Origin of the sequence: Neorhizobium puerariae (genome assembly GCF_042429745.1) — a bacterium.
Classification (GTDB): domain Bacteria; phylum Pseudomonadota; class Alphaproteobacteria; order Rhizobiales; family Rhizobiaceae; genus Neorhizobium; species Neorhizobium puerariae.
Window position 1 is genome coordinate 20,289 of the sequence record NZ_JBHMAA010000032.1, and the last position, 22,420, is coordinate 42,708.

A 22,420-nucleotide genomic window follows, 5' to 3' on the forward strand; every position below is an offset into this window, starting at 1 on the left:
TTTCATGATTTGAATGACATCAGCCGATCAGATTGCTGATGTCGTTGAAGGTCGCGAATACCATCAAGCTTAGCACCATCGCAAGCCCTATGCGGAAAGCAATCTCCTGCGCACCGGCTCCCAATGGTCTGCCGCGCACCGCTTCGATCGCATAAAAGACGAGATGCCCCCCGTCCAGGACCGGAACCGGCATGAGATTGAGAAGCCCGATCGAAACCGAGAGGACAGCCGCAAGCTGAACGACGGCGGCGAAGCCGAGCGTCGCCATCTGACCCGACGCCTGCGCCACCCGCACGGGCCCACCCAGTTGATCGGCCTTCATCCGGCCGGTCACGAGGTTGCCGATGTAACGGAAGGTCCCGGTGACGATATGGCCCGTCTCGGTGACGCCTTCGGCCACGGCCTGCAGCGGCGAGAAAGTCTCGACCCGGAAATTGCCGCGCTCTTCGTTGGTGACGATGCCGATCAGGCCAAGCTCGACCTTGTTGCCGAACTGATCAGTAATTTCCGTCCGCTTGGGAACCATCGGCAGATCGATATCCTGACCGTTGCGCTCTACGGTCACGACGATCGAGGTCTCGGGCCTGACGCTGACATAGCGGCGGACGTCGTCGAAGGTGCGGATGCGCGAGCCGTCAAGCGCCACCAGCCGGTCGCCGGGCTGGACACCGGCCACCTGGGCCGCGCTGTTCGGCTGTACTTCGGCCACGACGGGATCGGCGACGACCTTGCCGTAGACGCTGAACAGGACGGCGAAGATCGTGATCGCCAGCAGGAAGTTGGCGATCGGTCCGGCGGCCACGGTCGCGGCCCTTTTCCACAGCTTCGCGCCCGCCAGCGTCTGCGCCTTTTCCTCCTCGCTCATACCCTGGAGCCCGCTCGCATCCGGCAGGCTCGCGGCATCCTCGTCGCCGAAGAACTTCACATACCCGCCGAGCGGAATCGCCGAAATCTTCCAGCGGGTGCCGTGGCTATCGGTAAAGCCGGCGAGTTCCGGGCCAAAGCCGATCGAAAAGGCGGTGACCCGGATGCCGCACCAGCGGCCGACAAGATAGTGGCCCATCTCGTGCACGAAAACGAGCAGCGACAGGACGAGGATGAAGGGGATGATGTAGCCGGTGATCAAGCTGAGGATGGCCATCAAAGTTTCCGTTTCAGACAGTACAATGGCGGCAAGGCTTCAAAATCCGAAAAGGAAGCCCGCGACCGACATATCAAGATGGCCCGTCGAGGCCGAGTAGACAAGGGTCAACAAGAACGCCGCGAAACAGGCGAAAACGAGGCCATCGACCCGATCCATGACACCGCCGTGCCCCGGGATGAGATGGCTCGAATCCTTCACGCCGAACCGGCGCTTGATGAAGGATTCGAAAAGGTCGCCGACCTGGCTGGTGACGGACAGCAGGAATGCGATCGCCACAGTCCAGAAGGATAGCCGGGAAAAGACGGCAAGCGTCAGGGCGGAGCTTGCAACCACGCCGGAAACGGTGCCGCCGATCGCGCCCGACCAGGTCTTTCCGGGCGAAATCCTCGGCGCCAGTTTGGGTCCCTGCAATGCCCGGCCGACAAAATAGGCGAAGATATCGGTTGCCCAGACGACCGCGAAAATGAAAAGCGTCGCGACGAAACCCGCCTGATCCTCCCCGCGGATCGCGGCAAGCGACGTGCCGCTCAACCCGGCATAGACGATACCGCCCGGCAGCCACCAGCTTCCCTTGCGCCACAAAACCAGGAGGATGGCCGTGATGGCGGCGCCGCCGAGAAGCGGCACGGCGAATTCCTTCTCGCCAAAGGCGATATTGTAAGCCATCAGCAGGATCGAGACCCAGCCGAATGCGTTTGCCCGGAAGTCCCGCTCGCCAAGCCGGGTGATCGTCGACCATTCATAATAGATCAGGACGGTCGCCACCGCAGCGGCGATGCGGAACGAAAAGCCGCCGTACCAGGTCGCGGCAAGCACGACAACCGCCAGAACCAGGCCGGAAACGATACGACGCTGCAGTTCCGTGTTCATCACCCGACCACCGCCGCGGCCGCCTTGTTCGACAAACCGCCGAAACGCCGGTCACGCGAGGCGAAAACCCTCAGGGCATCATAAAAGAGGTTACGATCGAAATCGGGCCAGTAATCCGGCAGGAAGACGAGTTCGGAATAGGCGGCCTGCCAGAGAAGGAAATTCGACAGCCGCTCCTCGCCGCTGGTGCGGATGATCAGATCCGGATCGGGAATGCCGGCCGTATCCAGGCTCTGGCTGATTCGATCGGCATCGATGTCCGACGCTTTCAGCCGACCCGCCTCGACATCGCGAGCAAGCTTTGCGACCGCGCGGGCGATCTCGTCGCGCGCACCGTAGTTGAAGGCGATGACGAGCGTGAGAGCCGTATTGAACCGCGTCGTCTCCTCTGCCTCCACGAGCAGCGGCAGGATATCGCCACGAAGGTTCTCGCGCTCGCCGATCACCCGGATACGGATGTTTTCGCGATGGAGCTCCGCGAGGTCGCGGCGGATGAAGCGGCGCAGAAGGCCAAGGAGATCGTTCACCTCGGCTTCCGGACGCCCCCAGTTCTCGGAGGAAAAAGCAAAAAGCGTCAGGTATTTGACACCCACCGCACCTGCGGCGCGCACCGTCTCCCGGACCGCCTCGACCCCCTTGCTGTGTCCCACCGTACGGGGAAGCCCGCGCTTGTTGGCCCAGCGGCCGTTGCCATCCATGATGATCGCAACGTGTTGAGGGATGATCGCAAGTTCTGGATTCGCCATATTCTTCGCGGTTCCTTTGGCGGCCAAGATCAGGCAGAAGACAAACGCCCTTTTAGACCTGCATGATTTCCTTTTCTTTGTCCGCAAGCAAGCGGTCGACTTCGGAAATCGTATCATCCGTCATCTTCTGCACCCTGTCCGATTGCGCGCGGCTGTCGTCCTGGCCGATTACGCCGTCCTTTTCGGCTTTTTTCAGGCCGTCCATGCCGTCGCGGCGCACATGCCGAACCGCCACCTTCGCCTTCTCGGCATAGTCGTGGGCAACCTTGACCAGCGACTTGCGGCGCTCTTCGTTGAGCTCGGGCAGCGGAATGCGCAGATTCTGACCGTCGACGATCGGGTTCAGCCCCAGATGCGATTCGCGGATGGCGCGATCCACGGCGCCCACCATGGACTTGTCCCAAATGGAAACGGACAGCATGCGCGGTTCCGGCACGGTGATGTTGGCGACCTGGTTCAGCGGCATACGCGAACCATAAGCCTCGACCGTCACCGGATCGAGGATGTTGGCCGAGGCCCGGCCGGTGCGCAGCGACGCGATATCGCTCTTGAAAGCCGCGACCGAACCGTCCATGCGGCGCTTGATGTCGTTGAGATCGATTGCTCCACTCATCCGTATAACTCCCTTATTGTTATCTGGGCGGCCGAAAGGCGTCCGTCAGTTGTCGTCTACGATGGTCTTGCGGCCGCCGCCGGTCAAGATTTGCGCGAAGCCGCCCTTTTCATGGATCGAGAAAACGATGATCGGGATCGCGTTCTCGCGGGCAAGGGCGACCGCCGCCACATCCATCACCGCCAGCCCCTTTTCCAGCACCTCGCCATGCGTCAGCGTCTCGAAACGGGTCGCCGTGGGGTCCTTCTTAGGATCGGCCGAGTAGATGCCGTCCACCTGGGTGCCCTTGAAAATCGCCTCGGCGCCGATTTCGGCGGCGCGCAGTGCCGCAGCCGAATCCGTCGTGAAGAAGGGATTGCCCGTGCCGCCGGCAAAGATCACCACCCTGCCCTGCCCGAGATGATGCAGCGTGCGGAGCTGCGTGAAGCTCTCGCAGATTTCCGGCATCGAGATCGCCGAAAGCACCACGGTATCGACATTCAGCTTGCGAAGCGAGGTGGCGAGCGCAAGCGCGTTGATGACGGTGCCGAGCATGCCCATATGGTCGCCCGTCACCCGGTCGCCGCCCTTCGACGCAACCGCCACGCCGCGGAAGATGTTGCCGCCGCCGACGACCACGCCGACTTCCACGCCCATGGCGCGCGCTTCGGCAATATCCGAAGCGATCCGGTCTGCGACATTGACGTCAATTCCAAAACCCTGGCTGCCCATCAGGGCTTCTCCTGAGGCCTTGAGCAAGACACGCTTATAGAGGGGCTGAGGCGACATGGGGGCTCCTTGGAATCGAAACGGCCTGCGGAGGGTCAAACGGCTTGCGGATACACGAAGGGCACCGGCTTGTCACCCGGTGCCCTTCGGTTTTGACTGGTTTAGCTAACGGATATCGATCAGCCCTTGACGGCAGCCGCAACTTCCGCCGCGAAATCCGTTTCTTCCTTCTCGACGCCTTCGCCGAGCAGCAGGCGGACCATGCCGGTCACCTCGATCGGAGCGCCGACTTCCTTCTCGGCAGCCTTGACGGCGGCGCCGACGGTCAGGTCGGGATTGATGACGAAAGCCTGCGAGAGAAGAGCGACTTCCTCGAAGAACTTGCGCATGCGGCCTTCCACCATCTTCTCGATGATGTTGTCCGGCTTGCCGGAAGCGCGGGACTGTTCGATGAAGACGTTGCGCTCACGCTCAGCAACGGCCGGATCAACCTCCTCGGCGCGGATCGCGAGCGGCGCGGTCGCGGCGACATGCATGGCGACCTGCTTGCCGATGGCGTTCAACGCATCCTTGTTGCCGGTCGACTTCAGCGCGACGAGAACGCCGAGCTTGCCGAGGCCGTCGGTAACCGCATTGTGGATGTAGGTCGCGACGACGCCGTCCTCGACCGAAAGCAGGGCGGCGCGACGGAGGTTCATGTTTTCGCCGATCGTCGCAACAGCGTCCTTGATCGTATCGGCGACCGGCTTGCCGGTTGCCGGATAGTTCGCAGCGCCGATCGCCTCTACCGAACCGCTGGTCGACAGGGCAACCTCGGCCACGCCGCGGACAAGGCCCTGGAAGGCATCGTTACGGGCGACAAAGTCGGTTTCGGAGTTGATCTCGACAGCAACGGCCCTGGTGCCGGCGCTGGCAATGCCGATCAAGCCTTCGGCAGCGGTGCGTCCGGACTTCTTGTCGGCCTTGGCAATGCCCTTGGCGCGCAGCCAGTCGATCGCCGCTTCCATGTCGCCATTGGTTTCGGCAAGCGCCTTCTTGCAATCCATCATGCCTGCGCCGGTCTTTTCGCGCAGCTCCTTCACCATTGCGGCTGTGATTTCGGCCATAGTTTACCTCTTGTCGATTCATTTAGCGCCCAAGCCTGACCGGCGGGCGCATGGATTTCGGGACGAATATACCCGGAGTATGACAGCGTGATGTTTCGATCCGCGCCATAGACGGCGGGAGAAGAAGAGGCGGCTCAAGCGCCGCCTCTCCGCAAGAATCAGACTTCGGCTTCGCCTTCGAGAGCCGGCTCGATCGGAGCTTCGGCGGAAGCGCCGATGTCGCGGCCCGAAGCGCCCTGCTGGCGGGCGATGCCGTCGATGGCGGCGCGGGCGATCAGATCGCAGTAAAGAGCGATGGCGCGCGAGGCGTCGTCGTTACCCGGGATCGGATAGTCGATCAGGTCCGGATCGCAGTTCGAATCGATGATGGCGACGACCGGGATGCCCAGGCGCTTGGCTTCGTCGATGGCGATCTTTTCCTTGTTGGTGTCGATGATGAACATCAGGTCCGGGGTGCCGCCCATGTCGCGGATACCGCCGAGAGCCTTTTCGAGCTTCTCGCGTTCGCGCTCAAGGTTCAGGCGCTCCTTCTTGGAGTAGCCGGAAGCTTCGGAGCCGAGAATCTCATCGAGCTTGCGCAGGCGCTGGATCGAGTTCGAGATCGTCTTCCAGTTCGTCATCATGCCGCCGAGCCAGCGGGAGTTGACGTAGTACTGGGCCGAGCGCTTGGCGGCATCGGCGATCTGCTCCGAAGCCTGACGCTTGGTGCCGACGAAGAGAACGCGGCCGCCGCGGGAAACGGTGTCGGACACGATCTGCAGGGCGCGCGACAGCATCGGAACGGTTTGCGCGAGGTCGATGATGTGGATGTTGTTACGATCGCCGAAAATGTACGGCTTCATCTTCGGGTTCCAGCGATGGGTCTGGTGGCCGAAGTGAACACCAGCTTCCAGAAGCTGGCGCATGCTGAAATCAGGCAATGCCATGCCTTTTTCTCCTTTTCCGGTTGAACCTCCGCAAGGCGATCAGCAATCCCGTCGGGATTTGCCACCGGCGGAAAAGCCCGGATTTCTCCCGGACGATCCCATGCCTTACGTGTGGAATGCGGCTGCCCATACATTCGATTCGCCGGAAAAGCAAGGGCATCGCGAAAAAAGCCCGGGCATTCCCGGATATCGCCCCGGATATCGCGAAGGGCGAAGAATATCCGTGGCGCTCAATCCTTCTCGTCTTCGGGGCAAGGCCACTGCCCCGACGCCGCCAGACCGGCCGGAAGCCTGGTGAGGGCATTGCCGCAGGCCATGTCCAGCTGATGCTGGTCCAGCCCGGTCGCGGCGGAGAGATCCATGCCTTCTATCCGCGTCTGGAACAGGAAAGCGTTCTGGAAGTCTATCGGACCGTCGAAAATGGCGGTCGTCAGGTCGGCGCGCGAGAGATTGGCGTAGGCGAAACTCACACCGGTGATTATGGCCCTGTCGAAGATGGCCCTGCTCAGATCCGCCTTCCGGAAGTTGGCGGCCTTCAGCTCCGCCTCGGAGAAATCGGCGCGCTGCAATTCGGCCGCCAGGAAGGAGGAACCGTTTGCGCGAACGCCCTGAAACCCCGCCCGATAGGCCTCCACCCTTTGAAAATTTGCCCTGTCCGCCCGCGCGCCGGCCAGCGCGGCGCGAATAAGCTTCGCCTTCGTCAGGTCAGCGGAGGTAAAGATGGAATTGCGCAGATCCGTATAGCTGAAATCGACTTCGGCCAGATTGGCCTGCACGAAATCGCTGCCATCCAGCATGAGGCTCTTCTTGCCGCATCCGTGCCAGTCGACGCCGGCATAGGGGCTGGACCGACAATCCTGCGCCTGCAGCGGAGTGGCGATAAAACCCGCCACCGCCGCCAGCGCCCATGAAACGATCGTCAGAATGGCCAATTCGCGCCTAGTCACCGAACCTTTTCCCCATGCCAGTTGCGACTACAAACCAAGTCACATTGATATGGGAATGACAACCGAAATCTCACAGAGGAAAATCAACCGGCGCCGCCGGGCATCAGGGCTTGCAATCCGCCTTGTCGAGGAGTTCCAGCTTGACGAGGCTGCCGGAGAGCACGAAGTCGCCATAATCCATGGTGAGGTCGCGGGTGATGCCGTTCTCGTAGAGCTTGAACGACATGTTGTAGACGGGTGTGGGATCGCCCTGCGTGGTTTCGTTGAAATAGGCGATCGTCACCGGCCAGAAAGGCGTGCCGGAAAACTCACCGGCCTTGTCGGCATCGGCATCGTCCTTCTGCGGCTCCTGCTGCTTGCCGATCACCGTCGTCGTCAGCAGCGCCTGATCGCCGTTCTCCGAACCGTCGAAAACGCGCGCCTCGAAGAAGTGTCTGCCCTGCTTGGCGTTCTTGATGACATCCAGCATATGCCCGGTCGGGAAGTCGCTCGCCGGCAGGTCGATCTCGCGTCCGTCCGGCTGGGTGATCTCCACCTTGACGCCCTTCTCCGCCATGCTCGCGTCGCCGCTCACCTGCCGGTCGAGCTGCTCGTCGGTGAAAGACTTCGTCTCGAAATGGAACTGGCGAGCGGACATGTCCTCGAATGTCGTTGTCTGCTGATCGCTGAGACGCGTCTCCTCGCCTGTATCGATCTTGGTCACCAGCCGGAAATTCGTGGAAAAGCCGGTGCAGGCCGAACCGGTGAATTCGTAGACCATGCGGCCCAGCATGCCTTCGATGCCCGAGCGTTCGGACGCATCCTTCAACTTCAGGTCGTAAATGGCGCGATGGGGCACCAGCGCAAAGGCAGCGCTGTCGGTATTCGCGTCCGCGGACGTTGCGACCATGAGGCTCGCACTGCCGGCAAGGATCACCCCGAGGCTCATTCGCAACATTCACATTCTCCTGTTGGACTCAGTTGGCGGTGTTATAAGAACGCCATCCGACCAAGCTATGGCCTTGATGCCGGATTTTTGAAGAATTTACAACAAACGGGAGTCGAAAATGACCGAAGCCATCGAAGGCCGCCTGAAGGAACTGGGGATCGAACTCCCCGTCGCCGCGGCACCTGCCGCCAACTACGTACCCTACACGATCAGCGGCAATATGCTCTATCTTTCGGGCCAGCTTCCAATCGAGGGCGGCAAGGTCGCCGTGACGGGCCTCGTCGGCAGCGACGTGGACGTGCCGGCCGCGCAGCGGGCTGCCGAACTGTGCGCCATCAACATTCTCGCCCAGGCGAAGGCCGCGCTCGGCGGCGACCTCGGCAAGATCCGCCGCGTGCTGAAGCTCAACGGCTTCGTCGCCTCTACGCCTGAGTTCACCGAACAGCACCTCGTCCTCAACGGCGCGTCCAACCTCATCGTCGGCGTGCTGGGCGAGCCGGGCAAGCACGCCCGTGCCGCCGTCGGCATGGCCTCCCTGCCCCTCAACGCTTCCGTCGAAATCGACGCCATCATCGAGATCGAAGCATGACCTGCGCTGCCTGGATCAAGGACCTTCCCGTCGCCCATCGCGGCTATCACGACATGAACCGTCAGGTCTGGGAGAACACGCTTTCAGCCTTTTCCCGTGCGGTCGAAGCGGGTTTTGCGATCGAATGCGACGTGCAGCTTGCGGCCGACAGCGTGCCGGTGATCTTCCACGATCACAACCTCGAAAGGCTTTGCGGCATCAAGGGCGACATTCGCGAACGTACGTCCGCGGAGCTTGGCCTGCTTTCCGTCGGCGGCACGAAAGACAAGGTTCCAACCCTGAAGCAGATGCTCGACCTCGTGAACGGCAGGGTGCCGCTTGTCATCGAGATCAAGGGCCGCGAGGAAGGCGAGGACGACGGCTTTGCCGAAACCGTGCTGGACGTGCTCGAAGGTTATCGCGGCCATGTGGCCCTGATGAGCTTCGACCATCATATCCTGCGCGACCTGAAAAGGGCGAACTCCCCTTACCCGCTCGGGCTGACCGCCATGGGCGACAAGCCGGAGGAATTCTTCAAACATGACGAAGCCATGCAACTTGGCCTCGATTTCATCTCCTACCACTACCCCCACCTGCCGAACAGTTTCATCACAGCCCGGAGAGCGGCCGGAATTCCGGTCATTACCTGGACAGTGAGGGATGCAAACGGCCGCGAACATACCTATAAATATGCAGACCAGATGACCTTCGAAGGTTTCGACCCGCGGGAGTCTTCCTCCCAGTAAAGCAGGATATGACCGATAACCTGACGATCCGCATCGAGAAGTCGTTCTCGGCGATCAGCCCCGAAAGCTGGTCGCGCCTTTCGAGCGCCTCCAAGTCCTGTCCGACGGAGGCACCCTACAATCCTTTCCTCTCGCACGCCTTCCTTTCGTCGCTCGAAGAATCCGGTTCGGCCAACGCCAGGACAGGTTGGCTCGGCCATCATCTGCTCCTCGAAAATGGGAGCGGCGCGCTGATTGGCGCCGTGCCCGGCTATCTCAAGAGCCATAGCCAGGGCGAGTACGTCTTCGACCATGGCTGGGCGGATGCCTTCGAACGCGCCGGCGGGCGTTATTACCCGAAGCTGCAATGCTCGGTGCCCTTCACACCGGCCACCGGGCCGCGGCTCCTCGTCTCGTCGGGTCATGACGGGCCATCGACGGAGCTGACGCTGGCCGCAGGTCTCCAGGAAGCGACACGGCAGATCGGCGTTTCGTCCGCGCATGTGACCTTCATCGCTGAGGGCCAGCTCCCGGCCTTCGAGGAAACCGGTTATCTGCACCGCACCGACAAGCAATTCCACTTCATCAACGAAGGTTATGCGGACCACGACGCCTTCCTGGAAACGCTGGCGTCGCGCAAGCGCAAGGCGCTGAAGAAGGAGCGCCGCGCGGCGGTCGAGCACGGCATCACCATCGACTGGCTGACGGGCCGCGACCTGACCGAAAACATCTGGGACCAGTTCTTCGCCTTCTACATGGATACCGGCGGGCGCAAGTGGGGCCGGCCCTACCTCACGCGCACGTTCTATTCCCTCATCGGCGAACGCATGCCGGACGATATCCTGCTCGTCGTGGCGAAGCGCGGGGGCAGATATGTCGCCGGCGCCATCAACTTCATCGGCGGGGACGCCCTCTATGGCCGGCACTGGGGCTGCATCGAAGAGCATCCCTTCCTGCATTTCGAGGTCTGCTATCATCAGGCGATCGATTTTGCGTTGGAAAAGGGCCTGAAACGGGTGGAAGCCGGCGCGCAGGGAGAGCACAAGCTGGCGCGCGGCTACCTGCCCGTCACGACACATTCCATGCATTACATCGTCCATCCGGGACTTCGCCGCGCGGTCGCCGACTATCTGGAGCACGAACGCGAGGACGTGGAGTCCATGAACGACTATCTTTCCGAGCACAGCCCGTTCCGCAAGGGCGAGCGCCAGCAGGAACAGGACTAGAGCGCCGTGCGACCGAACAGGCGCACCAAGGACGCTCTAGTCCTTTGAATCCAGAGCATCTTATCTGCGCTCAGGCGATTCCACCTGAGCGCAGATAAGATGCTCTGGGCACCGCCCCGTTTCCGGAACGATCAAAACCCGGGACGATCGCAACAAGGAGAGGACACCCATGACCGGCCAAGCCTATGACAGCAACAACATCTTCGGCAAAATCCTGCGCGGGGAAATTCCCTGCCACAGGATCTACGAGGATGCCGATACGCTTGCCTTCATGGACGTCATGCCGCAGTCGCCCGGTCACCTGCTGGTGATCCCCAAGGCCCCGTCGCGCAATATTCTCGATGCCGATCCCGCCGTGCTCGCGAAGCTGATCCCCGTCGTGCAGAAACTCGCCAGGGCGGCCAAGGAAGCTTTCGAGGCGGACGGGATCACGGTGATCCAGTTCAACGAACCGGCATCCGGGCAGACCGTCTATCACCTGCATTTCCATGTCATCCCGCGTTACGAGGGACTGGCCCTCAAGCCGCATTCCGGGCAGATGGAAGACAACGGCGTGCTTGCCGCCAACGCGGAAAAGATCATCGGCGTCCTGGGGAACTAAACCCCGATCCACCAGAGCCCTGCGACCAGCAGGGCCATCGGCACGGCGACGCCGACCGCGACCTTGCGGCCGGTCAGCAGGAAGACGGCAAAGCCGATACCGGCCGCACCGAGCCGCAGCCAGAGCGGCGTATCGGCCAGCATGCCGTTCGGAAAGACGATCAGCTTGGCGGTGACGGCCATGACCAGCGCAGTCGCCACCGCCCTCACCCAATAGAGCGCCTCGGATTCCTCGTTCAGCCGGTTGCCCGCCACCACGCCGAGCCAGCGCCAGATATCCGTCGCCAGAAAACCCGCCACGGCGATGACGACAAAGGTCCAGTAATCTCCCATCATCGCCCTCCTCCGGCGATGCGCTTTTTCCTCCGGCGTCCCCGGTCGATGAGATAGGCGGCGGTGCCGCCGCCGATACCGGCATAAAGCACGTCGAAGCCCGGCGTCGCCACGGCAAGGAGCGGGCCGAGCACGACCCCCATGACGAAGGCGAGCTTCACCACCGGCTGGTGCGCGCTCGCCCAGATGGATGCGTTGAAATAGACGGGCGTCAGGAAGAAGAGCACGCCTGCGACGACGGGCGGAAAGCTTGAGGCGATGTCGTAGAAGATCGCCACGACCAGCGTGCCGCTTGTCGTGAGCGTCACGCCGAAGCCGGCGAAATAGATCGCTCTGTACTCGCGCGGCACATTGCGCAGCGTGGTGATCGCGAAAACCCAGGACGTGATGGCGATGAAATGCGACAGGATCAGCAGCGCCCATGTCGGGGTGCGGCGCGTCCGCATTTCCGGAATGACGGAAGCCACCATGGGCGTCATGCGGATGGAGGAAAGCGTCACCGCCAGAAAACAGGCGGCGATATTAGCGCCGCTCGCCATCGTCCCGACAAGGATCACCTGCGCCGGCAGCGCCCAGATCGCGAAGGACATGAAGACCGCCTCGGCGCGGGTCAGGCCGGATTCAAGCGCGAATGCGCTGAACCCGACGATGGAGGTCATGAGGATGAGAGCCGGCAGCGAAAGAAGGCCTCGCATGCCGGTAAAGAACCAGGCGATGGCGGAACGGTTATCACTGACTGGAGACATCGGCAGCCCGGCGGGTTATCGGCATGAATCGGCTTCTTTAAAACGACGATGCCGGGACAAGCCCGGCATCGCAAGTCTTCTGTGGGAGAGCCTTATTTGCTCTTCGGCACGCGCGGCACCGTACCGCCCTTGCGTGGCGACGCCTTCGGCGCTTCCTCGGCGATGACGTCCGCATCGACCATGGCGCGCGCCTTCACGGTTCCACCGTCCTTGTCCTTCGGCGCCGACTTCTTCGGCGCCTTGGACTTCGATGCCTTGGCCTGGGCCTCCTCGTCGGCCTCTTCCACCTCGGCCTCCGGCTTCGGCTTCACCGGCGCGGCTTCCGGAATGGCGTCGAGAACGAGCTTGTCCTTGCCATCCTCGTCCTTGCCGACCGTGACGCGGACAACACCACCCTTGCGCAGCTTGCCGAACAGGATCTCGTTCGCAAGCGGCTTCTTGATGTGCTCCTGGATGACGCGGGAGAGCGGGCGGGCGCCCATCCTTTCGTCGTAACCCTTGTCGGCCAGCCAGGCAACCGCATCCTCGTGCAGGTCGAAGGTGACGTTGCGTTCCGAGAGCTGCGTCTCGAGCTGCATGACGAACTTCTGCACGACCTGGTGGATGACCTCCGTCGGCAGCGGCGCGAACGGAATGGTCGCGTCGAGACGGTTGCGGAATTCCGGCGTGAACAGGCGGTTCAACGCCTCCTCGTCCTCACCGGTGCGTTTTGACGACCCGAAGCCGATCGCGGCCTTGGCCATTTCCGACGCGCCCGCATTGGTCGTCATGATCAGGATGACGTTGCGGAAGTCGATCTTCTTGCCGTTGTGGTCCGTCAGCGAGCCATGGTCCATGACCTGCAGCAGGATATTGAAGATATCCGGATGCGCCTTCTCGATCTCGTCGAGCAGGACCACGCTGTGCGGATGCTGGTCGACCTGATCGGTCAACAGACCGCCCTGGTCGAAACCGACATAGCCGGGAGGTGCGCCAAGCAGCCGCGAAACCGTGTGACGCTCCATATATTCCGACATGTCGAAGCGCAGCAGTTCCACGCCGAGCGAGGCGGCAAGCTGCTTGGCCACTTCCGTCTTGCCAACGCCGGTCGGGCCGGAGAAGACGTAAGCGCCGATTGGCTTGTTCGGCTCGCGCAGGCCCGCGCGGGCAAGCTTGATCGAGGTCGCCAGAGCGTCGATCGCCTTGTCCTGGCCGTAGACCACCGAACGCAGCTCCTTTTCCAGGTTGGCGAGAACCATCTCGTCATCCTTGGAAACGGTCTTCGGCGGAATGCGGGCCATCGTGGCGATCGTCGCCTCGATCTCCTTCTCGGTGATCAGCTTGCGGCGCTTCGAGGCCGGCAGGAGCATCTGCGCCGCGCCGGTCTCGTCGATCACGTCGATCGCCTTGTCCGGCAGCTTGCGGTCGGAGATGTAGCGGGCCGACAGTTCGACAGCCGACTTGATCGCCTCGTTGGTGTAGCGAAGCTTGTGATACTCCTCGAAATAGGGCTTCAGGCCCTTCATGATCTCGATCGCATCGTCGATCGACGGCTCGTTGACGTCGATCTTCTGGAAGCGGCGGACGAGAGCCCGGTCCTTTTCGAAGAACTGGCGGTACTCCTTGTAGGTGGTCGAGCCGATGCAGCGGATCGCGCCCGAAGACAGCGCCGGCTTCAGGAGGTTGGAGGCATCCATCGCGCCGCCGGAGGTGGCGCCGGCGCCGATCACGGTGTGGATCTCGTCGATGAAGAGAACCGCGCCGGGATATTCCTCCAGCTCCTTGACGACCTGCTTCAGGCGTTCCTCGAAGTCGCCGCGATACCGGGTGCCGGCAAGCAGCGTACCCATGTCGAGCGAGAAGATGGTGGCGTCGGCGAGCGCTTCCGGCACCTTGCCTTCAACGATCCGCTTGGCGAGACCTTCGGCGATCGCCGTCTTGCCGACGCCGGGATCGCCCACATAGAGCGGGTTGTTCTTCGAACGGCGGCAAAGCACCTGGATCGTGCGGTTGACCTCGGCATGGCGGCCGATCAGCGGGTCGATGCGACCGTCGCGGGCCTTGTCGTTCAGGTTGACGCAATAGGCCTTGAGCGCATCCTGCGGCTTCTTGGCCGGGCCTTCCTCCTGGTCACGGGCGGGCTTTGCCTCTGAATCGCTCTCCTCGGCGCCGCGCGGCGTGCGGGCCTGGGAGGAACCCGGACGCTTGCCGATGCCGTGGGAAATGTAGTTGACCGCATCATAGCGGGTCATCTCCTGCTCCTGCAGGAAGAAGGCCGCATGGCTTTCCCGTTCCGCGAAGATCGCGACCAGGACATTGGCCCCGGTCACTTCCTCGCGCCCGGAAGACTGGACGTGGATGACGGCGCGCTGAATGACGCGCTGGAAGCCGGAGGTCGGCTTCGAATCCTCGTCGTAACCCGTGACGAGGTTGGCAAGCTCGTTGTCGACATAGTCGGTGACGGTCTTGCGCAGGCTTTCCAGATTGACGTTACAAGCGCCCATAACCGCCGCTGCATCCGCGTCGTCGATCAACGCCAGAAGCAGATGTTCGAGCGTGGCATATTCGTGATGCCGCTCGTTCGCGAAGGTCAGTGCCTGATGCAGCGCCTTTTCAAGACTAGGCGAAAATGTTGGCACGTCGGGTTCCTCACTTCTTTTCCATGACACATTGCAGCGGATGCTGGTGCTGCCGGGCGAAGTCCATAACCTGGGACACCTTGGTTTCCGCTACCTCATAGGTATATATTCCGCATTCACCCACGCCGTGATTGTGGACGTGGAGCATGATGCGCGTCGCGGCCTCCCGATCCTTCTGAAAAAAACGCTCCAGAATATGGATGACGAACTCCATGGGGGTATAGTCGTCATTCAAAAGAAGTACGCGGTATAAGTTGGGCCGCTTGGTCTTTGGTTTCGTACGGGTGATGACCGAGGTTCCGCGGCCCGCGTTGTCTCCGTCGCCACTCTTTTCGCGTTGCATCAAGATCGGCAGTGCGATCATCTTCATTCATTCCCCAGTCGTCCGGCGACGGTTCAGCAAATGGCCGATCGGTCGAACTTCAGACTTCCTAACTTAGTTCATCGAATGCGGATTTTAAGCCCCCTTTGCGCCTGCGCAATCACTATTCCGCTAGAGAGATCGTCGAAGATGCCGAAAATCAGGGTTTTCCGCATTGGCCTGAATCAAAAAGGCCGGCAGCACCAAATGCCGCCGGCCTTCCAACCTGAAAGGCGTCGTGGAATCAGGGTCTATGTCGAAGTCACGCGGCGTTTGCAGTCACCACGGCCGTCGACTTCGCGACCGGCGCCTCATAGGGCTTGTAGGCGGATTTCGCCAGCTCGGCGTACATGTCGCCCATCTTGCCCGCCTCGGCGATGAAACCCTCGCACGTCGACTTGATGTAATTGGTCTGCAGTTCGTAGACCGCCTCGATGCTGCGGCTCGCGGCAAGCGCTTCCACGAAGGTGGTCATGTCCTGGAAAGACTTCTTGGAATAGTCGCTCGCTTCCGTGGCGATCGCCTGGAAACCCTTGGCGACTTCGGAATAGCTCTTCAGCATGCCGTCCATCGCTTCCTTGCTCTTCTTGCTGGCTTCGTCGAAGTTGAACATAGCTCGGCCCCTTGTTCTATTCGGATGTGCTGATAGAAAAGGGCCGATCGACAAAAGTCAAGGATGATTTGTGCAACGCAAAATCACCTGTGGTTGCATCTATATATATGCATTTGCAGAAATCTGCGGAGCTTTCTGATTTTGCGAAGATATATCAGATTGCCACAACCACCGGGACGCGGCAGCGATGGTTTGCCTGACAACAGTGGCAAAGCGCCGCAACGGAAAAGCGGGCCGAAAAGGCCCGCTTCGCAAGATTTTCAACCTTCCGGCGATCAAACCACACCGAGGAGATCGATCAGAGATCGACATCCAGGATCGCCATGGAAAAGTTGTAGGAGCGGTCGCCGTCCTCGTCATCGATGTAGATGACGCCGAGGAATTCGTCGCCCAGATAGACTTCCGCCGAGTCATTCTTGCGCGGACGCGCCTTGACGATCGCCTGCGGATTGATCACGCGTTTGAAATAAGCATCGAGCTTCTTGATTTCGTCCGGTTTCACGATTCTCTCCGTCAGCGGTTCCGAGTTGCGGGCGCTTTTGCCACGGGACAAAGGCGAAAGTAAAGCCGCAAGAAGACGTTCCTACAGCACTTTTCCCGTTATGGGACCAGTCCGCAAAACTCAGATATCCGCGCCCAGGAGCTGGTCCATCAGGCGGGCCGGCTCCGAACACCCTGCTTCTCCCACCACCTTGGCCGGCACGCCGGCGACGGTCGACTTCGGCGGGACCGGCTTCAGCACGACCGAGCCCGCCGCAACGCGCGAGCACGATCCGACCTCGATATTGCCGAGGATCTTCGCGCCGGCTCCGATCAGGACGCCGTTGCCGATCTTCGGATGCCGGTCCGCGCCCTCCTTGCCGGTGCCGCCGAGCGTCACGCTGTGAAGGATGGAGACGTTGTCGCCGATGACCGCTGTCTCGCCGACGACAAGACCGGTGGCGTGGTCGAGGAAGATGCCCTTGCCGATGCGGGCGGCCGGGTTGATATCCGTCTGGAAGACGCTGGAAGCGCGGCTCTGGAGATAAAGCGCGAAATCGCGCCGTCCGCAGTTCAGCAGCCAATGCGCCAGGCGATGGGTCTGGATCGCGTGGAAGCCCTTGAAATAGAGGACCGGCTCCAGGAAGCGCAGGCAGGCCGGGTCGCGGTCATAAACGGCCTGGATATCGACGCGCAGGATCGAACCCCATTCCGGCCAGTCGGCCAGCATTTCCATGAAAGTCTGGCGCAGCAGCACCGCCGGCAGGTCGGCATGGTCGAGGCGTTCGCAGATCCGGTGCACCACGCATTCCTCCAGCGACTGGTGGTTCAGCACCGTCGAATAGAGAAAAGCGGCCAGCAGCGGGTCCTGCTCGGCAGCGGCGCGGGCTTCCTGGCGCAGCGTATCCCAGATGGGATCGACCGTTGCGACCGGCTCCTTCTGACGGATTTCAGTTCTTGCGGCCATGGCCGTCTCCTCGTTTGCCGTGAGGCATTCCCTGCGAGCGCACTATATAGAATAAGTTTACAGGAAGACCAATGGCTGCAAAATCGCATTCCGTTGATCGTCAGAATGAGAAAAACTGTGGTCTTGCCTGTAGCGACCGCTATCCTGCCGACAGGTCCGCATAGAAATCGAGAACAGCCTTCTTGAAGACGCGGTCGCCGACGGCAAGCATATGATCCCTGCCGGGAATGTCGAGTGCGACCGCATGCGGCATGAGGGCAGCAAGCTCCTGCGGCGAGCCGGCGATGTCGTCCCTGGTGCCCACGCCGATGAGCGTCGGCGCTTCGATACGCGCCATGTCGCCTCGGGCGACGAGATCGCGGGAGCCGCGAATGCATGCGGCAAGCGCGGACCTGTCGCTCCGCGTCTGGTCGGCAAAGGCCCGGAACATCCTTCCCCGTACATGGGTGACCTCCTCCAGGGATGGCGCGAGCAGCGCGTCGGCGATCGGGTCCCAGTCCCCCACCCCGTCCGTCATGCCGATCCCGAGACCGCCGAGCACCAGCGAGCGCAGCCGGTGCGGATGGGCGAGCGCGGCGAAGACCGAGATGCGGGCGCCCATGGAATAACCGAAGACATGCGCTTCGGGAATGCGCAGATGGTCGAGGAGCGCCACGGAATCCTCCGCCATCACCCAGGGACGGTAAGCCTCCGGGTCGAGCGGCTTGTCGCTTGCGCCATGCCCCCGGTTGTCCATCGCGATCACGCGGTATCCGGCATCGCCCAGGGTCTTCAGCCAGCCGGGATGGACCCAGTTGACGAGCGCGCTCGAGGCAAAACCATGGACCAGCAGCACGGGGTATCCGGAAGGGTCGCCTTCGTCGAAATAGGCAAGGTTCAGGCCGTCATGGGAGAAGGAAGAGAAGGCAGGGGCGTTGAGATTCATCGGTAGTCCTAATGGGGGTAGTCCTATGGGGGTCGTCCTATAGAGTCACCCGCAATGGGCATCTTTTTCGGCGGACCATAGGCGATCCGCCTTGCGGTTTGAACCCGGGCACGACATGAATTCGGCGGACCTGCGGCGGTTTTCCCACTACACAATCCGGTTGAGGGGAGATAATGTCCGCCGCAAATCAGAAGCATGGAGACCAGCATGGCCGGGCACAGCATTCCCCATTTCCAGAACGACGGCGGACATCCGGTGATCCAGATCGGCGTTAAGGAATTCATGTGCACCGGCGCTTCGGTGCCGTTCGACCATCCGCATATCTTCATCGACCTCGGGGATGACGTCGAAAAGGTCTGCTCCTATTGCTCGACGCTTTACCGCTACAATCCGTCGCTGAAGGCCGAGCAGACCGATCCTCCGGGCTGCGTCCTCCACGTCAAGGCCGCGTAAGAAACCTCGCCGAACGGCCGACAGGATGTCCATTGAAAGAGTAGCGATCATCGGCGCCGGCATGGCGGGGCTGACGGCTGCGCTCGCCCTCGCGCATCGCGGGATCGCCGCCGACGTCTTCGAAGAAGCCGCCGACCTGGTCGAGGTTGGCGCGGGCCTGCAGATTTCGCCGAACGCGTCCCGCATATTGTCCGGACTCGGCGTGCTCGACGCCCTCGAAGCGGTCTGGACGGAACCCGAGCGGATCGCACTCGTCTCCGGCCTGTCGACCAGGCCGATCGCCCATGTACCGGCCGGCCGGTTCGCCCGCGAACGGTGGCGGGCTCCCTACGGCGTCCTTCACCGGGCCACGCTGCAGAAGACCCTGCTTGCGGCTGTCCGGCAAAACCCGCTCTGCGCCGTTTATCTCAACACGCCGATCCGGGAGAATCCACGCCAGGTCCTGACGGAAATCGCCGGCCATGCCTATCCGCTGATCGTCGGGGCCGACGGGGTATGGTCGAACCTGCGCACCTGCGTCCCTCACGGCCCCGAGCCCGATTTTTCACGCAACGTCGCCTGGCGCTTCACCATACCCGGAAACGCCGTCCCGTCCTGGCTGCCTCGTGACCAGGTCACCGCTTTCCTCGGCCCCTCGACCCATCTCGTCGCTTATCCGCTGAAGGAAGTCGACGGGTTCAACATCGTGGCGATCGCATCGGGCATCAGTCCCGGCGAAACCTGGGACGCGGAAGCCAGCGAGGCCCAGCGCCGCATGCTGCTCGGACAATTCCAGCGCTGGGACCGGCGCATCGTCGGCCTGCTGGAAGGGGCGGAAAAGCCGACTTTCTGGCCGCTTTACCAGGTCAGTCCCGGCCGCTGGCAGAACGGACGGGACATTGCGCTGATCGGCGACGCCGCCCATGCGATGATGCCGTTCGCGGCCCAGGGCGCGTCCATGGCGATCGAGGACGCCTTCGTGCTCGCCAACCGCGTGGCCGCTCCCCTGCCCCTCGCCCAGGCGCTTTCCGCCTTTGAAGGCGAGCGCGCAGCGAGGGTCGCCAAGGTGCGGGCGCGCGGCCTGTTCAACCGCTTTGCGTACCACGCCCGCGGACCGGTCCGGCTCGGCCGCGACCTTGTCCTTTCACTGCGTCCGCCGCAATCGCTCGCGGCGGATCTCGACTGGCTCTACGGCTTCGAAGCCGCCTGATCAGATCTCCGCGGCCGCCGCGAAACCGACCTCCAGGTCCTTCCTGAGATCGGCGGCATCTTCCAGACCGATCTGCAGGCGGATGACCGGACCTTCCGGCGGCGCCTTGCGGATGGTGCGGTCCGACAGGTTGACGTGCAGGGCAAGGCTTTCGTACCCGCCCCAGGAATAACCAAGGCCGAAGAAGGAGAGCGCATCCAGGAAGGCATGCGCCTTCGCCCTCGCATTGTCCGCATCCGCCTTCAGCACGAAGGAGAAGATGCCGCTCGCCCCCTTGAAATCGCGCTTCCAGATTTCATGGCCGGGAAAGCTCGGAAGCGCCGGATGCAGAACGCGGGCGACGTCGTCGCGCGTTTCCAGCCACCTGGCGATATCGAGCGCGCTCTTCTGGTGATGTTCGAGACGCACGCCCATGGTGCGCAGGCCGCGCAGGATGAGATAGGAATCGTCCGGCGCGCCGCAGATACCGAGCGCGATGCGTGCTTCCTCCAGCTTCGGCCAGTATTTCGCGTTGGCCGACACCGAACCCATGATGATGTCCGAATGGCCGGACGGATATTTCGTCGTGGCATGGATCGAGACGTCGACACCGAAATCGAGCGGCCGGAAATAGAGCGGCGTCGCCCAGGTATTGTCCATGGCGACGACGCAACCGTGCCTGTGGGCAACGTCGGCGATCGCCCGGATGTCCTGTATCTCGAACGTGTTCGATCCGGGCGCTTCCGTATGGATCAGCCTGGTGTTCGGCTTGATCAGGGCCTCGATACCGGCACCGATTTCCGGATCGTAATAGTCAATTGCCACGCCCAGGCGCTTCAACATCGTATCGCAGAAATTGCGGCACGGCGTATAGACGGAATCGACGATCAGCGCATGGTCGCCTGCGGAAAGATAGGCAAGGAAGGGCACCGTGATCGCCGCCAGCCCCGACGGCACGAGAATGGTGCCCGCCGCCCCCTCCAGCTCGTTGAAAGCGTCGCAGAGCGCCTCCGTCGTGGGCGTGGCGCGCGTGCCGTAGGTATATTTCTGGGCCCTTTTCTCCATCGTCGCGGCATCGGGGAACAGCACCGTGGAGGCATGCACGACCGGCGGATTGACGAAACCGTGATAGCTCGACGGATCGTTGCCCATATGCGCCAGCCGCGTGTTCGGGCCGGCGCCGGTGAGCAGGGACTCTTTATTCTTCTTCATGTCGGGGGAAGCTTTCGTTGGCAGTCTGTCACCCGGAGTTTTGCCGCCGGAAGAGAGCATGGTCAACCCCGCCCCTCCAAACCGGTCCCGGAAACATCAGGGAGTCTTCCATCTCATGGAAAACGCTCCTCTTTTGATCAAAAGCCGCTCAAACTTTGGGTATCTGCCCATTTCCTGGGCCATGCCGATCAATTTACCTCATTTTGGACGCAATTCGAAAGGGCGACACTTGACCCTGCGTTGTTTTGCGCATGAGATAGTACACGTCCGCACCGGGAGGGTTGGCGGACGGCCGGCCGTATTCGAAGAAAACAGGGGAGCGGCCCGGTGTCACCAAACACACAAAACCAAGAGATAAGGTTGGGAAAATGAAAAAGACGCTTCTGTCAGCCGCGATTGGCGCAGCGGTCCTGGGCTTTGCCTCGGCTGCATCGGCTGCCACGCTGGATAACGTGAAGTCCAAGGGGTTCGTCCAGTGCGGCGTCAACACCGGTCTTGCCGGCTTTGCCGCGCCGGATTCGGCCGGCAACTGGACCGGCTTCGACGTCGATTACTGCAAGGCCATCGCCGCAGCGATCTTTGGCGATCCGAGCAAGGTCAAGTACACGCCGACCACCGCACAGAGCCGCTTCACCGCCCTGCAATCCGGCGAAATCGACGTTCTCGCCCGCAACACGACCTGGACGATCAGCCGCGACACCGCGCTCGGCCTGAACTTCCGTTACGTCAACTATTATGACGGCCAGGGCTTCATGATTCCGAAGAGCCTCAACGTGAAGTCGGCTCTCGAACTTTCCGGCGCCGCCGTCTGCGTCCAGTCCGGCACGACGACGGAGCTCAATCTCGCAGACTATTTCAAGGCCAACAACCTGCAGTACAATCCGGTCGTCTTCGAGAAGCTCGAAGAGGTGAACGCCGCCTATCAGGCCGGCCGTTGCGACGTCTACACGACCGACCAGTCGGGCCTCTATTCGCTGCGCCTGTCGCTCTCCAATCCGGAGGAGCACATCATCCTGCCGGAAATCATCTCGAAGGAGCCGCTCGGCCCGGCCGTCCGCCAGGGCGACGACCAGTGGTTCGACATCGTCATGTGGACCGGCTACGCGCTCGTCCAGGCTGAAGAGTTCGGCATCACGCAGAAGAATGTCGACGAGATGAAGAACTCAACCAACCCGGACGTCCGCCGCTTCCTGGGCGTCGAGAAGGACACCAAGATCGGCACGGACCTCGGCCTGACCAACGAATGGGCCACCAACATCGTCAAGGGCGTCGGCAATTACGGCGAAGTCTTCGAACGCAACATCGGCGCGAACACCCCCCTCAAGATCCAGCGCGGCCTCAACGCCCTGTGGTCCAAGGGCGGCCTGCAATACGCTCCGCCGATCCGCTGACCGGCATGAACCGAGACGGGACGAGGCGACCCCGGCCGCCTCGTCC

Annotated in this window: 25 protein-coding genes; 7 read left to right on the top strand and 18 right to left on the bottom strand. The window is 61.9% G+C overall.

Features of this window, described 5'->3' with window-relative positions; all coding sequences use genetic code 11:
- Positions 1–19: 19 nt before the first annotated feature.
- From rseP to ACFFP0_RS24370, 9 genes are all read right to left on the bottom strand, one after another.
- On the bottom strand, positions 20–1,141 hold the full coding sequence (rseP, locus tag ACFFP0_RS24330) for an RIP metalloprotease RseP (RefSeq protein WP_377264806.1): 1,122 nt from the start codon (positions 1,139–1,141) through the stop codon (positions 20–22).
- 39 nt (positions 1,142–1,180) lie between these two features.
- Positions 1,181–2,014, bottom strand: coding sequence for a phosphatidate cytidylyltransferase (locus ACFFP0_RS24335; protein ID WP_377264807.1), 834 nt, complete (start codon positions 2,012–2,014; stop codon positions 1,181–1,183).
- The gene (locus ACFFP0_RS24340) at positions 2,014–2,760 is read right to left on the bottom strand and encodes an isoprenyl transferase (RefSeq protein WP_377264808.1); all 747 of its coding nucleotides are present in this window, start codon (positions 2,758–2,760) and stop codon (positions 2,014–2,016) included. Before ACFFP0_RS24340 ends, ACFFP0_RS24335 begins: the two co-directional genes overlap by 1 nt.
- Before the next feature lie 52 nt (positions 2,761–2,812).
- On the bottom strand, positions 2,813–3,373 hold the full coding sequence (gene frr / locus ACFFP0_RS24345; RefSeq protein ID WP_377264809.1) for a ribosome recycling factor: 561 nt from the start codon (positions 3,371–3,373) through the stop codon (positions 2,813–2,815).
- Between the two features lie 45 nt (positions 3,374–3,418).
- Positions 3,419–4,141: a UMP kinase gene (gene pyrH, locus ACFFP0_RS24350; protein WP_377264810.1), complete on the bottom strand. Its 723-nt coding sequence runs from the start codon at positions 4,139–4,141 to the stop codon at positions 3,419–3,421.
- A 119-nt stretch (positions 4,142–4,260) separates the two neighbouring features.
- On the bottom strand, positions 4,261–5,187 hold the full coding sequence (tsf, locus tag ACFFP0_RS24355; RefSeq protein ID WP_377264811.1) for a translation elongation factor Ts: 927 nt from the start codon (positions 5,185–5,187) through the stop codon (positions 4,261–4,263).
- A 158-nt stretch (positions 5,188–5,345) separates the two neighbouring features.
- Entirely contained in the window at positions 5,346–6,113 is a 768-nt protein-coding gene (rpsB, locus tag ACFFP0_RS24360) for a 30S ribosomal protein S2 (protein ID WP_377264812.1), read from the bottom strand.
- Positions 6,114–6,343: 230 nt separating this feature from the next.
- Positions 6,344–7,060 (bottom strand): pentapeptide repeat-containing protein, encoded by a 717-nt coding sequence (locus ACFFP0_RS24365; RefSeq protein ID WP_377264813.1) that lies wholly within the window; start codon positions 7,058–7,060, stop codon positions 6,344–6,346.
- 103 nt (positions 7,061–7,163) lie between these two features.
- Positions 7,164–7,997, bottom strand: a complete 834-nt coding sequence (locus ACFFP0_RS24370; protein WP_377264814.1) for a cell envelope integrity EipB family protein — start codon at positions 7,995–7,997, stop codon at positions 7,164–7,166.
- A gap of 109 nt (positions 7,998–8,106) precedes the next feature.
- Between ACFFP0_RS24370 and ACFFP0_RS24375 the strand changes: the two genes are divergently transcribed.
- The 4 genes from ACFFP0_RS24375 (at position 8,107) to ACFFP0_RS24390 (ending at position 11,108) form a co-directional block, all read left to right on the top strand.
- Complete coding sequence (locus ACFFP0_RS24375) at positions 8,107–8,577, top strand: RidA family protein (RefSeq protein ID WP_377264815.1); 471 nt, start codon at positions 8,107–8,109, stop codon at positions 8,575–8,577.
- Entirely contained in the window at positions 8,574–9,302 is a 729-nt protein-coding gene (locus tag ACFFP0_RS24380; protein ID WP_377264816.1) for a glycerophosphodiester phosphodiesterase, read from the top strand. Before ACFFP0_RS24375 ends, ACFFP0_RS24380 begins: the two co-directional genes overlap by 4 nt.
- Before the next feature lie 8 nt (positions 9,303–9,310).
- On the top strand, positions 9,311–10,507 hold the full coding sequence (locus tag ACFFP0_RS24385) for a GNAT family N-acetyltransferase (RefSeq protein WP_377264817.1): 1,197 nt from the start codon (positions 9,311–9,313) through the stop codon (positions 10,505–10,507).
- 169 nt (positions 10,508–10,676) lie between these two features.
- Positions 10,677–11,108: an HIT family protein gene (locus tag ACFFP0_RS24390; RefSeq protein WP_377264818.1), complete on the top strand. Its 432-nt coding sequence runs from the start codon at positions 10,677–10,679 to the stop codon at positions 11,106–11,108.
- On the opposite strand, the gene ACFFP0_RS24395 is transcribed toward ACFFP0_RS24390, so the two are convergent.
- From ACFFP0_RS24395 to ACFFP0_RS24430, 8 genes are all read right to left on the bottom strand, one after another.
- Positions 11,105–11,443: a branched-chain amino acid transport AzlD family protein gene (locus tag ACFFP0_RS24395; protein ID WP_377264819.1), complete on the bottom strand. Its 339-nt coding sequence runs from the start codon at positions 11,441–11,443 to the stop codon at positions 11,105–11,107. The two genes, ACFFP0_RS24390 and ACFFP0_RS24395, sit on opposite strands and share 4 nt — an antisense overlap.
- Positions 11,440–12,186 (bottom strand): AzlC family ABC transporter permease, encoded by a 747-nt coding sequence (locus ACFFP0_RS24400; RefSeq protein WP_377264820.1) that lies wholly within the window; start codon positions 12,184–12,186, stop codon positions 11,440–11,442. Before ACFFP0_RS24400 ends, ACFFP0_RS24395 begins: the two co-directional genes overlap by 4 nt.
- A gap of 92 nt (positions 12,187–12,278) precedes the next feature.
- Positions 12,279–14,804, bottom strand: coding sequence for an ATP-dependent Clp protease ATP-binding subunit ClpA (gene clpA / locus ACFFP0_RS24405; protein ID WP_377264821.1), 2,526 nt, complete (start codon positions 14,802–14,804; stop codon positions 12,279–12,281).
- A 10-nt stretch (positions 14,805–14,814) separates the two neighbouring features.
- Positions 14,815–15,168, bottom strand: a complete 354-nt coding sequence (gene clpS / locus ACFFP0_RS24410) for an ATP-dependent Clp protease adapter ClpS (RefSeq protein ID WP_085425081.1) — start codon at positions 15,166–15,168, stop codon at positions 14,815–14,817.
- Between the two features lie 259 nt (positions 15,169–15,427).
- A complete protein-coding gene (locus ACFFP0_RS24415) occupies positions 15,428–15,778 on the bottom strand; it encodes a phasin family protein (protein ID WP_377264822.1) in 351 nt (116 codons plus the stop codon).
- A 298-nt stretch (positions 15,779–16,076) separates the two neighbouring features.
- A complete protein-coding gene (locus ACFFP0_RS24420) occupies positions 16,077–16,280 on the bottom strand; it encodes a DUF3126 family protein (RefSeq protein ID WP_037087332.1) in 204 nt (67 codons plus the stop codon).
- A 120-nt stretch (positions 16,281–16,400) separates the two neighbouring features.
- Positions 16,401–17,225, bottom strand: coding sequence for a serine O-acetyltransferase (gene cysE / locus ACFFP0_RS24425; RefSeq protein WP_377264823.1), 825 nt, complete (start codon positions 17,223–17,225; stop codon positions 16,401–16,403).
- Between the two features lie 139 nt (positions 17,226–17,364).
- A complete protein-coding gene (locus ACFFP0_RS24430; RefSeq protein ID WP_377264824.1) occupies positions 17,365–18,150 on the bottom strand; it encodes an alpha/beta fold hydrolase in 786 nt (261 codons plus the stop codon).
- A 207-nt stretch (positions 18,151–18,357) separates the two neighbouring features.
- Here ACFFP0_RS24430 and ACFFP0_RS24435 point away from each other — a divergent pair, with 207 nt between their 5' ends.
- Positions 18,358–18,603: a zinc-finger domain-containing protein gene (locus ACFFP0_RS24435; RefSeq protein WP_377264825.1), complete on the top strand. Its 246-nt coding sequence runs from the start codon at positions 18,358–18,360 to the stop codon at positions 18,601–18,603.
- Positions 18,604–18,628: 25 nt separating this feature from the next.
- Positions 18,629–19,792, top strand: a complete 1,164-nt coding sequence (locus ACFFP0_RS24440) for an FAD-dependent monooxygenase (RefSeq protein WP_377264826.1) — start codon at positions 18,629–18,631, stop codon at positions 19,790–19,792.
- On the opposite strand, the gene ACFFP0_RS24445 is transcribed toward ACFFP0_RS24440, so the two are convergent.
- Positions 19,793–20,983 carry a cystathionine beta-lyase gene (locus ACFFP0_RS24445; protein ID WP_377264827.1) on the bottom strand — a complete coding sequence of 397 codons (1,191 nt, stop codon included), beginning with the start codon at positions 20,981–20,983 and terminating at the stop codon, positions 19,793–19,795. It abuts the gene before it with no gap.
- A gap of 368 nt (positions 20,984–21,351) precedes the next feature.
- Here ACFFP0_RS24445 and ACFFP0_RS24450 point away from each other — a divergent pair, with 368 nt between their 5' ends.
- Positions 21,352–22,374 (top strand): amino acid ABC transporter substrate-binding protein, encoded by a 1,023-nt coding sequence (locus ACFFP0_RS24450; RefSeq protein ID WP_377264828.1) that lies wholly within the window; start codon positions 21,352–21,354, stop codon positions 22,372–22,374.
- Positions 22,375–22,420 lie beyond the last annotated feature (46 nt).

What these genes read in the sequence shown, in the direction of transcription:
- ACFFP0_RS24400 (WP_377264820.1), bottom strand. Translation starts at nt 12,186, where the DNA reads ATGTCTCCAGTCAGTGATAACCGTTCCGCCATCGCCTGGTTCTTTACC.
- ACFFP0_RS24450 (WP_377264828.1), top strand. Translation starts at nt 21,352, where the DNA reads ATGAAAAAGACGCTTCTGTCAGCCGCGATTGGCGCAGCGGTCCTGGGC.
- pyrH (WP_377264810.1), bottom strand. Translation starts at nt 4,141, where the DNA reads ATGTCGCCTCAGCCCCTCTATAAGCGTGTCTTGCTCAAGGCCTCAGGA.
- ACFFP0_RS24370 (WP_377264814.1), bottom strand. Translation starts at nt 7,997, where the DNA reads ATGTTGCGAATGAGCCTCGGGGTGATCCTTGCCGGCAGTGCGAGCCTC.
- tsf (WP_377264811.1), bottom strand. Translation starts at nt 5,187, where the DNA reads ATGGCCGAAATCACAGCCGCAATGGTGAAGGAGCTGCGCGAAAAGACC.
- ACFFP0_RS24335 (WP_377264807.1), bottom strand. Translation starts at nt 2,014, where the DNA reads ATGAACACGGAACTGCAGCGTCGTATCGTTTCCGGCCTGGTTCTGGCG.
- ACFFP0_RS24375 (WP_377264815.1), top strand. Translation starts at nt 8,107, where the DNA reads ATGACCGAAGCCATCGAAGGCCGCCTGAAGGAACTGGGGATCGAACTC.
- ACFFP0_RS24380 (WP_377264816.1), top strand. Translation starts at nt 8,574, where the DNA reads ATGACCTGCGCTGCCTGGATCAAGGACCTTCCCGTCGCCCATCGCGGC.
- clpS (WP_085425081.1), bottom strand. Translation starts at nt 15,168, where the DNA reads ATGATCGCACTGCCGATCTTGATGCAACGCGAAAAGAGTGGCGACGGA.
- ACFFP0_RS24340 (WP_377264808.1), bottom strand. Translation starts at nt 2,760, where the DNA reads ATGGCGAATCCAGAACTTGCGATCATCCCTCAACACGTTGCGATCATC.
- rpsB (WP_377264812.1), bottom strand. Translation starts at nt 6,113, where the DNA reads ATGGCATTGCCTGATTTCAGCATGCGCCAGCTTCTGGAAGCTGGTGTT.
- ACFFP0_RS24440 (WP_377264826.1), top strand. Translation starts at nt 18,629, where the DNA reads ATGTCCATTGAAAGAGTAGCGATCATCGGCGCCGGCATGGCGGGGCTG.
- cysE (WP_377264823.1), bottom strand. Translation starts at nt 17,225, where the DNA reads ATGGCCGCAAGAACTGAAATCCGTCAGAAGGAGCCGGTCGCAACGGTC.
- ACFFP0_RS24430 (WP_377264824.1), bottom strand. Translation starts at nt 18,150, where the DNA reads ATGAATCTCAACGCCCCTGCCTTCTCTTCCTTCTCCCATGACGGCCTG.
- ACFFP0_RS24395 (WP_377264819.1), bottom strand. Translation starts at nt 11,443, where the DNA reads ATGATGGGAGATTACTGGACCTTTGTCGTCATCGCCGTGGCGGGTTTT.
- rseP (WP_377264806.1), bottom strand. Translation starts at nt 1,141, where the DNA reads ATGGCCATCCTCAGCTTGATCACCGGCTACATCATCCCCTTCATCCTC.
- ACFFP0_RS24390 (WP_377264818.1), top strand. Translation starts at nt 10,677, where the DNA reads ATGACCGGCCAAGCCTATGACAGCAACAACATCTTCGGCAAAATCCTG.
- ACFFP0_RS24385 (WP_377264817.1), top strand. Translation starts at nt 9,311, where the DNA reads ATGACCGATAACCTGACGATCCGCATCGAGAAGTCGTTCTCGGCGATC.
- ACFFP0_RS24445 (WP_377264827.1), bottom strand. Translation starts at nt 20,983, where the DNA reads ATGAAGAAGAATAAAGAGTCCCTGCTCACCGGCGCCGGCCCGAACACG.
- ACFFP0_RS24435 (WP_377264825.1), top strand. Translation starts at nt 18,358, where the DNA reads ATGGCCGGGCACAGCATTCCCCATTTCCAGAACGACGGCGGACATCCG.
- ACFFP0_RS24415 (WP_377264822.1), bottom strand. Translation starts at nt 15,778, where the DNA reads ATGTTCAACTTCGACGAAGCCAGCAAGAAGAGCAAGGAAGCGATGGAC.
- frr (WP_377264809.1), bottom strand. Translation starts at nt 3,373, where the DNA reads ATGAGTGGAGCAATCGATCTCAACGACATCAAGCGCCGCATGGACGGT.